12 protein-coding genes, 1 pseudogene and 1 riboswitch are annotated in these 13,524 nt (G+C 62.3%); of the genes and pseudogenes, 4 read left to right on the top strand and 9 right to left on the bottom strand.

Annotated elements, in window-relative coordinates; all coding sequences use genetic code 11:
* A pseudogene (locus FEF26_RS14195) lies at positions 1–658 on the bottom strand (transposase family protein); the annotation flags it as partial.
* A gap of 551 nt (positions 659–1,209) precedes the next feature.
* On the opposite strand from FEF26_RS14195, the gene FEF26_RS14190 reads away from it, so the two are divergent.
* Entirely contained in the window at positions 1,210–1,431 is a 222-nt protein-coding gene (locus tag FEF26_RS14190; RefSeq protein ID WP_138254193.1) for a hypothetical protein, read from the top strand.
* A 17-nt stretch (positions 1,432–1,448) separates the two neighbouring features.
* Here FEF26_RS14190 and FEF26_RS14185 read toward each other — a convergent pair whose 3' ends face one another.
* Complete coding sequence (locus FEF26_RS14185; RefSeq protein ID WP_138254192.1) at positions 1,449–2,486, bottom strand: methionine synthase; 1,038 nt, start codon at positions 2,484–2,486, stop codon at positions 1,449–1,451.
* 20 nt (positions 2,487–2,506) lie between these two features.
* The gene (locus FEF26_RS14180) at positions 2,507–3,499 is read right to left on the bottom strand and encodes a putative oxygenase MesX (protein ID WP_138254191.1); all 993 of its coding nucleotides are present in this window, start codon (positions 3,497–3,499) and stop codon (positions 2,507–2,509) included.
* Positions 3,500–3,623: 124 nt separating this feature from the next.
* Between FEF26_RS14180 and FEF26_RS14175 the strand changes: the two genes are divergently transcribed.
* Positions 3,624–4,571 (top strand): LysR family transcriptional regulator, encoded by a 948-nt coding sequence (locus FEF26_RS14175; RefSeq protein ID WP_106124125.1) that lies wholly within the window; start codon positions 3,624–3,626, stop codon positions 4,569–4,571.
* Positions 4,572–4,912: 341 nt separating this feature from the next.
* Positions 4,913–5,527 (top strand): type IV toxin-antitoxin system AbiEi family antitoxin domain-containing protein, encoded by a 615-nt coding sequence (locus FEF26_RS14165; protein ID WP_341805155.1) that lies wholly within the window; start codon positions 4,913–4,915, stop codon positions 5,525–5,527.
* 262 nt (positions 5,528–5,789) lie between these two features.
* Here the strand turns inward: FEF26_RS14165 and thiC are convergent, their stop codons facing one another.
* The gene (gene thiC / locus FEF26_RS14155; RefSeq protein WP_138254190.1) at positions 5,790–7,520 is read right to left on the bottom strand and encodes a phosphomethylpyrimidine synthase ThiC; all 1,731 of its coding nucleotides are present in this window, start codon (positions 7,518–7,520) and stop codon (positions 5,790–5,792) included.
* Positions 7,517–7,626: riboswitch (TPP riboswitch) on the bottom strand. (Overlaps the previous gene by 4 nt.)
* A gap of 454 nt (positions 7,627–8,080) precedes the next feature.
* Here thiC and FEF26_RS14150 point away from each other — a divergent pair.
* Entirely contained in the window at positions 8,081–9,019 is a 939-nt protein-coding gene (locus tag FEF26_RS14150) for an amidohydrolase family protein (protein WP_138254189.1), read from the top strand.
* A 353-nt stretch (positions 9,020–9,372) separates the two neighbouring features.
* On the opposite strand, the gene FEF26_RS14145 is transcribed toward FEF26_RS14150, so the two are convergent.
* The 5 genes from FEF26_RS14145 to FEF26_RS14125 all read right to left on the bottom strand — a co-directional run bounded on the left by FEF26_RS14145 (position 9,373) and on the right by FEF26_RS14125 (position 13,254).
* Positions 9,373–9,720 (bottom strand): MDR/zinc-dependent alcohol dehydrogenase-like family protein, encoded by a 348-nt coding sequence (locus FEF26_RS14145; protein ID WP_208012943.1) that lies wholly within the window; start codon positions 9,718–9,720, stop codon positions 9,373–9,375.
* The gene (locus FEF26_RS14140; RefSeq protein ID WP_138254188.1) at positions 9,683–9,949 is read right to left on the bottom strand and encodes a hypothetical protein; all 267 of its coding nucleotides are present in this window, start codon (positions 9,947–9,949) and stop codon (positions 9,683–9,685) included. Before FEF26_RS14140 ends, FEF26_RS14145 begins: the two co-directional genes overlap by 38 nt.
* Before the next feature lie 354 nt (positions 9,950–10,303).
* Complete coding sequence (locus FEF26_RS14135) at positions 10,304–11,761, bottom strand: site-specific integrase (RefSeq protein WP_138254187.1); 1,458 nt, start codon at positions 11,759–11,761, stop codon at positions 10,304–10,306.
* 10 nt (positions 11,762–11,771) lie between these two features.
* Positions 11,772–12,104 carry a helix-turn-helix domain-containing protein gene (locus FEF26_RS14130; RefSeq protein WP_138254186.1) on the bottom strand — a complete coding sequence of 111 codons (333 nt, stop codon included), beginning with the start codon at positions 12,102–12,104 and terminating at the stop codon, positions 11,772–11,774.
* Positions 12,105–12,120: 16 nt separating this feature from the next.
* Entirely contained in the window at positions 12,121–13,254 is a 1,134-nt protein-coding gene (locus tag FEF26_RS14125) for a tyrosine-type recombinase/integrase (protein WP_138254185.1), read from the bottom strand.
* Between the last annotated feature and the right edge of the window lie 270 nt (positions 13,255–13,524).

The following is a 13,524-nucleotide window of genomic DNA, read 5'->3' as shown; positions in this document are numbered from 1 at the left end:
TGCTTTGGGCCTCCAGCCAGGTCTTGAACACGGCCTTAGAGCGGCCGGGGACCATGTCCAGCAGCCGCGCCGGCCCGGTGCCGTTGCGGACCGGGGTCAGGTCGATGATCACGGTCACGAAGTGGGTGCCGGCACCGGTGTGGCGCCAACAGTGCTCATCAACTCCCAAGATCTCGACCCCCTGGAAGCGGGCTGGGTCATTGATCAGCAGCTTCGCTCCAGCAGCGAGGACCGCGGCGTTGACGGTGTGCCAGGCAGCCCCGAGGCCGGCGGCGATCCGGGTGATCGACATGCGGTCGATCACCAGTGATTTCAGCGCCCAGAGCACCGCGTGGCGGCTGAGCTTCGCGCGGGGTGCCGCGGCGCAGCTGGTGTCTTGGCGCCAGACCCGGGCGCAGTCCGCGCACCGGTAGCGGCGCACCCGAACCAAGAGGGTGGTGGGCCGCCAGCCCAGCGGCACATGGGCCATCCGGCGCACCACGGTGCCGATCGAGACGCCTTCGGCGCCGCAGTCTCGGCACCAGGGGTCGTGGTGGAGGACTCGGCATTCCAGGACCGCTCGGCGTTCTTCGAGGTGCTGGCCGGTGATGGTGAGTCCGAGCTGGTCGACCAGGCAGAAACTATCAATATCGGGGATGGCAAAAGTAGGCTTGGCCACGTCGAGGTCTTTCAGATGGGCAGTGTAGGAACTTCCATCTTCGGAAGGCCTCGACATCTATCTGTGCACCGCCACGCCAACGCTTACTACACCCTCATCTGCGAAGAGCCGCTTTAGTTCGACGTCCCTCTGGCCAACCAGAGTCGATGTCACCTGTCGGTACGACAGTCCCTTCCTGTTCCTTTGCTGAGGTGTTGCCACTACGGAGCGCATATACGAATACCCTGAGCCCGAGAAGGAACAGGCCCGGAGAAAAGTGGGCTCGATCGGATCGATCAGTACCGCGCTGCTGATTCGCGCCCGGGCCCACGAGGCCGTCACCACCCGCCGGGACAAGGCCCATCCTGTAGTTATACCGATGACATCAGGGGACGTGAGTCCGGCATGGGGACTCACGTCTTCTCGGCAGGGCAGGAATACCGTAATACAGGAATACCGTTCTATGGTCATTGCCCGGGTATCAGCGTCCTGGGACCGGCCGGCAGGAGAGCCTCCTTCCGAACGACCCTGAAAGTTAGCCGCTCCGGGCCAACGAGAACGACACCGTTCTCATGGCTGCGGTGCAGTCGTTGTGCTGGAACCTCGGCACCGTCACCGTGGCCACGGAGAAGATCGTGACCACGGACCGGGGCATTCCGCCGAAGCACTATCTTCTGGTGATGGATGAGCTGTGGAAAGTGCTGCGCGCCTCGGAACAGATGGTCTCGCGACCGGAGACCGGGACGAGCGTCATCGAGGAGCTACGGTCCCACGACGCTCCCGCTAACCGGTGAGATGCGGCCCCGATAGGTCAGGGCTTCGCGGCCGATAGCTCCTCACGAACGATGCGCGCACCCGCGCTGAGCGCGCTTAACTTCGCCAGTGCGATGTCCCGGGAGAAGGGCGCCATGCCGCAGTTCGTGCTCGGCAGAAGCTTGTCCGTGTCGACGAACCTGAGAGCGTTCCGGATGGTGGCGGCGACTTCCTCAGGAGTCTCGATCTTCTCGTTCGCCACGTCGATGGCACCGAGCATGACCTTCTTGCCCCGGACGAGTTCGACGAGGTCGATCGGGACACGGGAGTTGTGGCATTCCAGCGAGATGATGTCGATGCTGGACTGCTGCAGGAGGGGGAACGACTCCTCATACTGGCGCCACTCCGAGCCGAGGGTGGCCTTCCAGTCGGTGTTCGCCTTGATCCCGTAGCCGTAGCAGATGTGCACTGCGGTCTCCGCGCGTAATCCCTCCGTTGCCGTTTCCAGCGTCGCCACGCCCCAGTCCTTCATCTCATCGAAGTAGACGTTGAACGCGGGCTCGTCGAACTGGATGATGTCGACCCCCGCAGCCTCCAGGTCTCGTGCCTCCTGGTTGAGGATCGTCGCGAACTCCCACGCCAGCTTCTCCCGGCTCTTGTAGTGGCCGTCGTAGAGCGTGTCGATCATCGTCATGGGGCCGGGCAGTGCCCATTTGATCGGCTGATCGGTCTGCTGCCGGAGGAGTCTCGCGTCGTCGACGAAGACCGGCTTGGAGCGGCTCACTGCGCCGAGGACGGTGGGCACACTCGCGTCGTAGCGATTGCGGATCCGAACCGTCTCGCGCTGATCGAAGTCGACCCCGTCGAGATGCTCGATGAACGTCGTCACGAAGTGCTGACGGGTCTGCTCTCCGTCGCTGATGATGTCGATTCCGCGATCGCTCTGTTCCTTGGCGGTGATGCGCAGTGCATCCTGCTTGCCTTCGACCAACTCATCGCCCTGCAGCTTCCAGGGCGCCCAGAGGGTTTCAGGCCGGGCGAGCCACGAGGGCTTGGGCAGGCTGCCGACGGTGGACGTGGGCAAGATCTGGGTCATGGTCGACTTTCCTCCGGTGGTCATCCAACGCGAACGGGGAAACGCTCGGCCCACTGCTCGAGCAGCTCACCGTGGGGCTTCACAAAGTGGTCTTCCGTGTACTCGCCCTGCTTCTTTGCTAGCTGACCGCGTTCAACGCGGTCGTAGACGATAGCGGTAGGCGAGTAGTCCTGCTGATCCAGGGTCGGTCGGTAGATTTCAGCGGCGGGGGAGTTCGCGTTGTAGATCTCCGGCCGATAGATCCTCTGGAAGGTCTCCATCACGCTGATCGTGCCGATGAGCTGCAGGTCGGTGTAGTCGCTGAGCAGATCGCCGCGGAAGTAGAACGCGAGCGGGGCGACACCGCCGGGCGGCAGGAAGTACCTGACCTGGAGACCCATCTTCCGGAAGTACTCATCGGTCAACGAGTAGTCGTCCTGCTGGTACTCGACACCGAGGGTCGGATGGTGTTTCCCGGTCCTGCGATAGGTCCGGCTCGTGGACACGCTGATGCAGATCACGGGATCCACCGCGAAGCGCTCCCTGTAGGCCTCTGAGTCGAGGAAATGCTGGAACAGTTTGCCGTGCAGGTCACCGAAGTCTCCCGGCACGGTGAACTCAGAGCTGCCCTCGTTGACTGCCGGAAGTCGAACACTGAAGTCGAAGTCGCGGACGTAGGACGAGAAGTTGTTCCCGACGATCCCCGGGAATCGTGCACCGGTGAGCCGATCGACGATCTGAATATCCAGCACCTCGATCAGGGGGAACCGGTGATCCGCGCCGTCCGAGCTGAACTGCAGCTCCGCGGAGACGATCACGAGCTCGACGGAATAGCGGTCCCGGCCCGGGTTGTCCCGGCGTGCGAGATCGTTGAACCGGTCGTTGATCATCGCCAGGGTTCGGCGAAGGTTCTGCTGGCGGTGCTCGCCCCGGGCCAGGTTGGCAAAGTTCGTCGTGGTCCGAGAATCCTCGGACGGCGAGTAGTCCTCGTCGAAGCGGGTGGTGGTGATGCTGAACGTGAATTCGTTCGACATGTATGTCCAATTCAGGTCTTGATCGGCCGGGCTCGGCCTTGCGGAAGGACTCTGCACTATCCTGCAGTATCAGTTCAGTCATCGGGTAACTGACGTTGCCTATGGTCTTCTATAGTCTTCAGCTATGGCACGAGAATCCAGAGGCATCACACTGCAGCAACTGCATTACTTCATCGAGGTCGCAGCGGAGGGGTCGATCACCGGCGCCGCCGACCTTTTCTACGTCGCCCAGCCGACCATGTCTGCCGCAATGAAAGACCTGGAATCCCGGGTGGGGCGCACCCTCCTCACTCGATCGGCCCGGGGGGTGACGTTGACCGAGGAGGGGGTAGAGTTTCTCGGCTATACCAGGCAGGTCGTCGAGCAGATGTCGCTGCTGGAGCAGCGCTACCTCGGTCAACCACCGTCCCGTCGGCTGCTCGGAGTCTCGGCTCAGCACTACTCATTCGTGGTCGAGGCGTTCATCCGGATGGTGGACTCCGTTGACGCAGCGCAGTACGAGTTCTCGCTTCGTGAGACCCGGACCTGGGACATCATCGAGGACGTCCGGGCGCTCCGCAGTGAGGTGGGCATCCTGTACCGGAATGACTTCAACCGGAAGGTCATCGACAAACTCCTGCGAGATTCCGGGCTGGTGTTCCACCCGCTCTTTGCCGCAGTGCCGCACATCTTCATCTCCAGACAGAATTCCTTGGCCTCCCGAGATCGCGTCACTCTCGATGATCTGGCCGACCTCCCACGGCTCACCTTTGACCAGGGCGCGAACAATTCGTTCTACTTCGCCGAAGAGATCCTCTCGACCCTGTCGAGCAAGCGGGAAATCCGGGTCGCCGACCGCGCGACCATCTTCAATCTCATGATCGGACTCAACGGCTACACGATCTCGACCGGCATCATCAGTGACGACCTCGATCCCGGGATCGTCGCCATCCCACTCGACGTGGACGAGAGCATCGAGATCGGCTGGATCAGCCACTCCGGGATCCCGCTCACGGCGCAGGCGCAGCGCTACCTCGCCGAGGTGCGGGTCGTCGTCGCCGACTACGGAATCGAGCTGCTCGACTCGCCGTGAATCGGGCCGGCGAGTGCGATCACGGTCGGCGACCAATCCGTCTCGCTCAAGTTCCCGTAAAGCGTCCCGCGCTGGATCTAAGCTCACTCCGAAGGTCCCCGCGAGTCGAACTCCTTTAAGGCGAACGTCGGCATCGATCTTCCCGCAGGGGATGTCTCGGCACCGGTAATGCGCGAGTTGAGGCCCGAGTAGGGGAGTGCCGACCAGAACCATGGACTCGCCACCGTCAGCGTGCCTCTAGTGCCCTCGGCGCTTCGATAGAGCCTTCGGCGGGGTCTCGGAGTCGTGCGGTTTCTGGCTTGGCAACGTATGCGTACTGAGATCATTCTTGGCCAGCTGCCATTGGAGTTCTGGCCGAGGACCGGTGGGGCATGTTCACCGCCGCTCAAGCCTCTGGAGTCGGGGTCAGTCCTACACAATTGTCGCGGCTGGTCTCGGCCGGCGCTCTGGAACGGATGGCACAAGGTGTGTACCGGATAGTCGGGGCTCCTACTGGAGACCACGACATGCTGCGTGCGACGTGGCTCGCGCTGGGAGGACATCTCAAGACTGAGGATGGCGCCCCCCGTGTCATTGCGGCAGGCACGACTGCCGTGGAGCTTCACGGCGTGGGTGATTTTTACCTAGACCTGTATGACTTCGTGGTACCACGCCGGCGAGGCTCGAGGATGAAGAACCTACGACTCCGCGTGCGACAACTCACCCGGTCGGAAATAACGCACGTCGACGGAATGGCCGCCATGACCGTGGAGCGCATGATCGCAGATCTGGTAGAGCTCAACCAGGACCTCTCACTCGTCGGTGACCTGATCTCTGAAGCTCATGGCAAGGGACTCATAGCTTCAGTGCCCGCGCTCTCGTCATATCTGCAACCGCTGGCCAGACGTAATCGAGCGAAATTCGGTGAACAGCTACAAAAGAGGCTCTACGAGGAGGCGAGCATAAGCGATGAGTAGAGACACCTATAACAGCTGGAAAGCACTCGCCTCCGCTTTAAAAGAAGCGGCGAAGAAGGACTCGACGACGAGCGTGGACGCTTCAGACTGATGTGGCGTGGAGGTTCGTGAACCGCTCGGAAATAGTGTTCCTCGGCGGGCTCGCGCCCGATGAGATGGGCAACCTAGAGACCGTGCTAGGGGTTCTGCCCCTGGGCTCATTCTGGCCCCAGGGCGCAACACCTACGCAGGTGTCAACTGGCTGGTGCTTTTGGAGGGGCTCTCAGGTGTTCGAGACCGTGGGATCATCCAGATAGACCTTGGACCCGGAAGCCCGGAACTGAGCAGACTTCTGCTCCATCCCAGCGATAGCTTCCTGTTCGGACATGCCACCGAACTGGTCACGGATGTCCTGAGAGATACGCATCGAACAGAATTTCGGACCACACATCGAACAAAAGTGGGCGGTCTTGGCCGCTTCGGCCGGCAGGGTCTCGTCGTGGAAGGCTTCGGCGGTGTCCGGGTCCAGGGACAGGGCGAACTGATCACGCCAGCGGAACTCGAACCTTGCCTTCGACAGCGCGTCATCCCGCTCCGCCGCGCCGGGGTGACCCTTGGCCAGGTCGGCGGCGTGGGCGGCGATCTTGTAGGTGATGACCCCGGTCTTCACGTCGTCTTTGTTCGGCAACCCCAGGTGCTCCTTCGGGGTGACGTAGCAGAGCATGGCTGTGCCGTAGCGCGCGATCTCGGTGGCTCCGATCGCGGAAGTGATGTGGTCATAACCGGGGGCGATGTCGGTCACCAGGGGCCCTAGGGTGTAGAACGGGGCTCCGTGGCACAATTCCTGCTGCCGTTCGACGTTCTCCCGCACCAGGTGCAGTGGAATATGGCCGGGGCCCTCGACCATGACCTGCACGTCGTGGGCCCAGGCCCGTGCGGTGAGCTCGGCAAGGGTGTCCAGCTCGGCGAACTGGGCAGCGTCGTTGGCGTCGGCGATTGATCCTGGGCGCAACCCATCGCCGAGGGAGAAGGCGACATCGTAGCGGGCGAAGATCTCGCAAAGCTCGTCAAAGTGGGTGTAGAGGAAGTTTTCCTTGTGGTGGGCTAGGCACCAGCCGGCCATGATGGATCCGCCGCGCGAGACCATGCCGGTGACTCGCTCGGCTGTCATGGGCACGTAGCGCAGCAACACCCCGGCATGGATGGTCATGTAGTCCACCCCCTGCTCGCACTGTTCGATCACGGTGTCGCGAAAGATCTCCCAGGTCAGGGCGCTGGCCTGGCCGTTGACCTTTTCCAGGGCTTGGTAGATGGGTACGGTCCCGATAGGTACCGGAGAGTTGCGGATGATCCACTCGCGGGTGGTGTGGATGTCGTCACCGGTGGAGAGGTCCATGACGGTGTCCGCGCCCCACCGGGTGGCCCACTGCATCTTGTCGACTTCTTCGGCGATGGAGCTGGTCACCGCGGAGTTTCCGATATTGGCGTTGATCTTCACCAGGAAGGCTTTTCCGATGATCATCGGTTCAGACTCGGGATGGTTGATATTGGCCGGGATGATCGCTCGTCCTGCTGCCAGTTCGGAGCGGACCAGCTCGACGTCGCAGTTCTCTCGCAGCGCTACGAACCGCATCTCCTCAGTGACGATACCGGCTCGGGCGTAGTGCATCTGGGTGACGGTTCGATCCGCAGCGGCACGCAGCGTCTTCGGCCTGGTGCCTTTCCACTCGCGGGATGCCGCACCACGCCGGATCGCGGTGGGGCCGTCGTCGAGGAGGTTCCGCTCCCGGCCCGGGTAGGTCTCGATGTCACCACGGTCGGCGATCCAGGCTTCCCGCAGCGGCGGCAGGCCGACGACGGGGTCGCTACCGGGCCCAGCCGTACGGTAGATCCTCAGTGGGGGGTTGGGGGCGCTGCCGGGACTGTCCTCCAGTGAGATCTCCGTGACCGGAACGTGGAGGTCGTGCTCTTGGCTGTGGATGTGCACCAGGGCGTGCTGAGCAGATGTGCTCATATTGGGATTCCTCTTCCTTCGCCGGCATTACCCGGACAGGTTCAACGGTCGCAGGCTGCCTCAGCCCGATCTCAGCCCCTGCAATAGGGCTCCCGTGTGGATAACACCGACCCTAACACACCCGTGAGACCGGGCACTGGCATGACCCCCTGATTTCGGTCCACGAGTGATGAGAGTTGCACTAGCGCCTGGGCCTCTGGGCAGGAAGACTGGTGTGACCATGACTAGCAAGAGACGACGCCATACCCCGGAACAGATCATCCGGAAGCTCCAAAACGCTGAGAAATTGAAAGCCGACCGGATGGGACCGTGCCCCGCGATCGTTGGATGTGCACCTGGCGCTTCGGGCGTGGTGGCACTCACCGGTGGGACGTGTTCGCTGATCAGGGGGGCGAGGAAGTCGCTGAGTCAGAGGTGCCTCGATGGGGGACGTTCCGGGATCTTCGCAGCTGCGCTCCCGGCGACCCGCTCTGGAAGTCTGGCCTGTTCGAAGAGCTGCTGTACAGACCGAAAGGGGATAGGGGGCAGGTCAGCGAGGATGCTAGACCCCCTGACTACTCATGAATTTCAATGAAGAGCTTCGCAGCAACACTGCCGAGCTGCTCAGCGCCGAAGCTCAAGAGGTCCGGTCCCGCTGGGAGGCGCTGGAGCTGCCGGGCCTGGTCGATATCCATACCCACTTCATGCCAGCGCCGGTGTTGCGAAAAGTCTGGTCATACTTCGATGCTGTGAGTCCGACGCTCGGTCAGGACTGGCCGATCACCTACCGTCTCCCGGAGACCGAGCGGATCGAGATCCTGCGGGCCTTCGGAGTGCGCGCCTTCACTACCCTGAACTACGCGCACCGTCCGGGCATGTCCGCCTGGCTCAACGACTATTCTTATCGGTTCGCCGCTCAAATGCCTGAGGCTGCGCTGAGCGCGACGTTCTACCCAGAGCCGACGGTTGCAGATTATGTGGCGCACGCCCTCGACCGGGGTGTGCGGGTCTTCAAGGTCCACGTTCAGGTCGGGGCCTTCGATCCGGGGGATGCTTTGCTGGATCCGGTCTGGGAGATGTTGGCTGCTTCGGGCACACCGGTGGTGATCCATTGTGGATCTGGGCCGAGCCCCGGAGAGTTCACCGGGGCTGTCCCTATTGAGCGGATACTGCGTAGATTTCCGGGCCTGTGCCTGGTTATCGCTCACCTGGGGATGCCCGAATACACGGATTTCTTAGACCTGGCGGAACGCTTCGACGGTGTGCACTTGGATACCACTATGGTGTTCACCGACTTCATCGAGGGTCTGCATCCGTTCCCTCGTGAGCGGCTCGGGCAGCTCAAGGACTTGAAGGACCGGATTGTGCTTGGCACCGATTTCCCCAACATCCCTTACCGCTACGCCCATGCGCTGGACGCGTTGATCAACCTCGGTTTGGGAGAGGACTGGCTGCGTGCGGTGCTCCACGACAACGGGCTCGACCTTCTCGGCGCCTCTGGTGCTGACCTGCCGGAATAGCCGGAACAGGGACTGTCGACGCCGCGTCTGTCCTGGGCCTGGCGGTTCTACGCATTGGTCGTCTCTGCGACCGAGGTGGGGGACCGAAGGTAGAGCCGACACCCCTGAGTGTTCAGTTTTCGGCCGTCGTTGACACCGTCTGTAGGTACCGCTGCGGTGGCTCCACGCTCATCGAAGGAGGAGAGACTATGACTACCACGGTGACAGACTCTGTTGTTGTAGAAGCCCCCTTGGACGTCGTCTATCGTCAGTGGGCGCAGCTCGAAGAGTTCCCCGGTTTATGACTGTGGTGGCCAGTATCCGCTACGGACACCTGGGTGTTGTAGGTTGCCGAGATTGTTGGAATCCGCCGGTTAATCAGCCATGGGAGACGGAGAGCCTCGAGCAGGCGCCTGGGCGCGGAAGCGCTTGACCGGGGTCTGCCCGCAGCCCATCTGCTGGCTCTTGAACCAGAAGTTGCCGAAATCGAAGCGGGCCTTGCCCTGCTGGGACAGCTCATCCGGGCCACCTGGGTCCTCGGGAACGAACACCCCGACAGTGCCGATCCCGCCAGTGAACCCCACTGAGGAGACCAGGTTATTCAGGGTCGCCGCGTTGTCCTCGTTGCCCTGGGGAGCGTGGGCCTGATAACCAACACACTCGGCTCCACGGTCAGCGCCGGCCTCATTGGATGTTCTGGCGCCCTTCGGGCTTACGGTCACTGCCGGGCGGGAGCTCGGTTCGGCGTTGCTGGAGAGGCCCGCCGTCGAGATGCCGGATGGCATATTCTGCGCTAACGATTTGCTTGCGTCCACGGATCGTGGCGGAGGTGAAGTTCCCGGCCAACTGTTGCTGTCTCCATCCGGTGAGCATGTCCTCGAACACGGCGTCGACGGAGAGTGCTTCCTGACGCACCGGAAGCTTGATGACCCGGTCATCCAAGGAATCCATCACATCTCCGATGCATCTGCAGGTATTGCACTCAGCATGCATACACTGCGAATCAGGTCAAGGAAACCGGGGGAATCCGCGCAGATCTGGGACGATTCGACCGTTCCCGATCGTCACCTCATAAGTCCCCGGAGAACAGTCCGACGCAGGGCCTGAGGGACTCAGATCTTTGCAATGGCAAGGAACCCAACATCATCATGAGGAGGATCGGGGAGAACACATCATGGAGTCCTATTCTGCAGATCCTGCAATCGGATCACTTCAAGCGCTGGCCTGGCATATTCAGCACCTGCGTATTCCCCTGGATCGCGTCATGAGTAGGGGAGTTACCGCCCCATCGGGACGTGTTATTTCTCAGGAATCAGCACTGCGGTTCTTGATGTAGTCCGTAAAGAGCGCCCCGGCGTCGCGGCGGTGACGGTTGGTCACGGAGTGGCTGTAGTTGAACGCGTCGGCCACCACCGGTGCAGGCATTTCTAAGACCAGTGCCCGCAGTGAAGCGTTGCGAGCCCCTCGTAGGTCAATCCCGCGGTCACGCAGACGATTCATGATCGTGCCTTGGTGCAGATGCTGCCCCGGCCGAGCGCCGGGAAAGAGCCAGCTGTTCTGCCGATGCGCGGCAGTGTTCATATTCGGCAACGCGGTCAGATGCGCGCGCACGACGGTATCGAAGGGTGATGGGATCACGATCCGATCATCAGTGAAGGACACGGTCAATCGCCCTTCGTCGTCGTGGATCTGCTCTAGATCCATGCACGAGATGCGGGTCAGCGGTTGGCCGTAGAGCAACAGGAACAGTGCCGCGATTCGGGCCGCGCCCAGGTTCTCTGTCAATGGGTCGGTGAGAGTTTCGATGTGCCCCAGGCGCTGAGCCTGACTGATGACAGGTGATGAGTGGGCGGTGCGGTAGGGGAAGTCCACCGCCGGCAGGTGCCCGTGCTGGGCGGCCCAGCGGATAAAGCCTCGGGCGAGGCTGCGGGTCGTGGGCCCGCCAGCCAACCAATCATCTACGTCGTGCTGGGTGCACTCCTGCGGACTGCGCCCGCGGGTCCTGAGGTGTTGAAGGAAGCCGATGGCCATGGTGGTGGACTGTTTCGCGGCCAGGAAGGTGCCTGTCTTGAGCGTCCCGGTGTTCTCAAGATGACGTATCCGATGAAGGTGGACCCAGCGGGCATATTGGTTGATCAATCGCGCATCCTGGGCGGCCAGGGCGCCGGTCTTGGCCTCGATCCAGGACTGGAAGCGTTCGATGTCCAGGTTCACCGGCTCCAACAGCTGATATTCGATGCACAGCGCCCGCAGAAAGGCGACCTTCGCGGGGTAGGGGTGGCTCTGGAAGGTTTCGTGCGCCAGCCGCTTACGTCCCTGAGCGATCTCACGCAGCAGCTGGGCGGCGTGGCGATTCACGGCCAGCCATGTCCGAGCGCTGCGGGCATGTTTCTGTCCGATCAGAGCATCAAAGAGCGGTTGCAGCGGTGCTGCAATGGCTCCGGTGCCATCATCGAGGAGATCAGTGAGCTCTTCGCTCAGGCAGCAGTGTGCGCAGATCCCGTCGCGCACCGCTTCGTCCTCGCGGCCACATCGGGGGCAGTGGAAATCGTGGGCGATGCCGGTGCAGTCGGTGCAGGCTGGGGCGCCGTCGAGCAGGCCGGGCAAGAGTCTGTGCTCGGCGCAGCCGGGGCAGATGCCGCGCAGGCGAGTAGCCTGCTGATAACAGCGGCGGCAGATGCGTCCCTCGGGCCACATGGTGGCGAACTTGACTCCGGTGCGGTCACAGCGGGCGCACGCGCCGCAGGACACTGGTCGGCTCATGATATTCAGCTCATTCGGGTCGGTGGATCCGAGCTCGTGTCGGGCGAATCGCGCCCTTATTCACCGCACCGGCCTCGGTGCCACTCAGGCGATCACGTGTCGGCACTGCAACGACGGTCATGGGGCAGAGCTGCTCGAAGGTGCAGTCCAGGGCATCAAGTAACGCACCGAGTAAGGCCAGGTTCATCCGCTCCGGGGTGTCACCGATAAGCCGGTAGATCTGGGACGAGGAGAGACTCACGCCGCGGTCCTCCAGATGGGGGATGATGTCCGAGATGTTGTACATCCCGCGCGCGGCCATCAGTTCCCGCAGCCGCCAGGTGTATTCCACGTGCCGTTTCATCGTTGAGGACTCCTCATCAGTTCTCGGTGTCCTTGCGGTTCAGGGCAGCCTGGATCGTGCGCTCGATCGCGTCATTGACCACCCGGGCGCGGTAGTCGGGGGAGTGGCCGGTATAGATAGAGGTGGTCGAGGCGTGGGCGTGGCCGACCTGTTGTTGGATGAAGAACGCGTCATAGCCGAGTTCGACCATATGAGTCACGTAGGACCGGCGCAGTGAGTGAAAGTCCAGGGCCTCCTCGAGCCCGGCTGCGCGCTTGACCTCGTTGAACCCTCGGCTGAGTGAATCCGCAGCGATCACCGCGGTGCCACGTTCACTGGGCCACAGCTGAGTCGAGCCTGGCGGGGCGTAGAGCGGTCGCACTTCATCAATCCACTGCTGCACACAGTCGACCGCCCAGCCGAACTCCGGCACCGTCAACACGCTGCGACGCTTCGGCGGTGACCCGCGCATCGCCTTGCCGTGGCGGATGTAGACGATCCCAGCCTCACCGAACTGTGGCGCCTGTGGGTTGGCAGCGAAATCAACCAGATCCAAGTTTCGGACCTCGTTTCGGCGCAGCCCCCAGGCATAGGCAACTTTCATGATCGTCGCGGTCCGAAACGCAGGAATCCAGCCCTTGGACCCGGCCCTCCGGATCCTCAGCACCCGCTCGTCGGCGCAGTCGAAGAGGTCCTCGAGCTCGTCACGGGTATAGGGGCGCTTACCAGGAGAGCCCACCGCGTCCTGTGCGTGGCGAGCAGTGTTCCACTCGTGAAAGCCCTGCGCTGGGTGATCACTAAAACGATCCCAACACAGCTCACCCCACCCGTAGGCGGGATCGGTCAGGTACTCCAAGAACATTCGCAACGCGTTCTGATAGCCCAACACCGTCGAGCGGGCCGCCCCCTTGAGCGCGCGAAGCTCCAGGAAGAACTCATCGACAGTGCCCGCAGTCCACTGCCAGGGGTAGCAATCGGCGAACTGACGGAACCGCACCACCGTGGCTCGCCGGGTCTCGATCGTGGTGGCCGAGAGGTTACGGGCCGATTGCTGCGCGGCCCAGCCCTGCAGCATCGCGATCCACACCGTTTCGGCCTCATTGAGCACACGTGCGCCGGTGCGCAGCGTCTCCGGCACAGCACCGTCAGGCTCCCACCGATGCGTTCCCATAATGTGCGAAATAATCGCATGAAACGCGAATCGCGGTCAACGTTTGAGAAACCACCACGTCAGGTCCGTATCGTTTATCGGAGTCCGTGACGCCGGACTGCTGGAAACTGGACAGCGCCGGTATGACGACGATCTCCGGCCTGATATAGAGGGGGAGCCGTTGCGGCTGTCGTATTCGCATCTGATGCGAACATGTCAGGGTCGAGCGGGACTGAGACTTATCGCTTCGAGTCCTATTCTTGTTCCGCCGGCGGTACTGAGGTCCATGCT

Source organism: Nesterenkonia salmonea, assembly GCF_005771525.1.
GTDB lineage: Bacteria > Actinomycetota > Actinomycetes > Actinomycetales > Micrococcaceae > Nesterenkonia > Nesterenkonia salmonea.
This window is presented reverse-complemented; position numbering and strand designations above follow the sequence as displayed.

Excerpts from the sequence above, each read along its gene's own strand:
- FEF26_RS14190 (WP_138254193.1), top strand. The coding sequence starts at position 1,210 with ATGGCTGCGGTGCAGTCGTTGTGCTGGAACCTCGGCACCGTCACCGTG.
- FEF26_RS14185 (WP_138254192.1), bottom strand. The coding sequence starts at position 2,486 with ATGACCCAGATCTTGCCCACGTCCACCGTCGGCAGCCTGCCCAAGCCC.
- FEF26_RS14180 (WP_138254191.1), bottom strand. The coding sequence starts at position 3,499 with ATGTCGAACGAATTCACGTTCAGCATCACCACCACCCGCTTCGACGAG.
- FEF26_RS14175 (WP_106124125.1), top strand. The coding sequence starts at position 3,624 with ATGGCACGAGAATCCAGAGGCATCACACTGCAGCAACTGCATTACTTC.
- thiC (WP_138254190.1), bottom strand. The coding sequence starts at position 7,520 with ATGAGCACATCTGCTCAGCACGCCCTGGTGCACATCCACAGCCAAGAG.
- FEF26_RS14150 (WP_138254189.1), top strand. The coding sequence starts at position 8,081 with ATGAATTTCAATGAAGAGCTTCGCAGCAACACTGCCGAGCTGCTCAGC.
- FEF26_RS14140 (WP_138254188.1), bottom strand. The coding sequence starts at position 9,949 with ATGGATTCCTTGGATGACCGGGTCATCAAGCTTCCGGTGCGTCAGGAA.
- FEF26_RS14135 (WP_138254187.1), bottom strand. The coding sequence starts at position 11,761 with ATGAGCCGACCAGTGTCCTGCGGCGCGTGCGCCCGCTGTGACCGCACC.
- FEF26_RS14130 (WP_138254186.1), bottom strand. The coding sequence starts at position 12,104 with ATGAAACGGCACGTGGAATACACCTGGCGGCTGCGGGAACTGATGGCC.
- FEF26_RS14125 (WP_138254185.1), bottom strand. The coding sequence starts at position 13,254 with ATGGGAACGCATCGGTGGGAGCCTGACGGTGCTGTGCCGGAGACGCTG.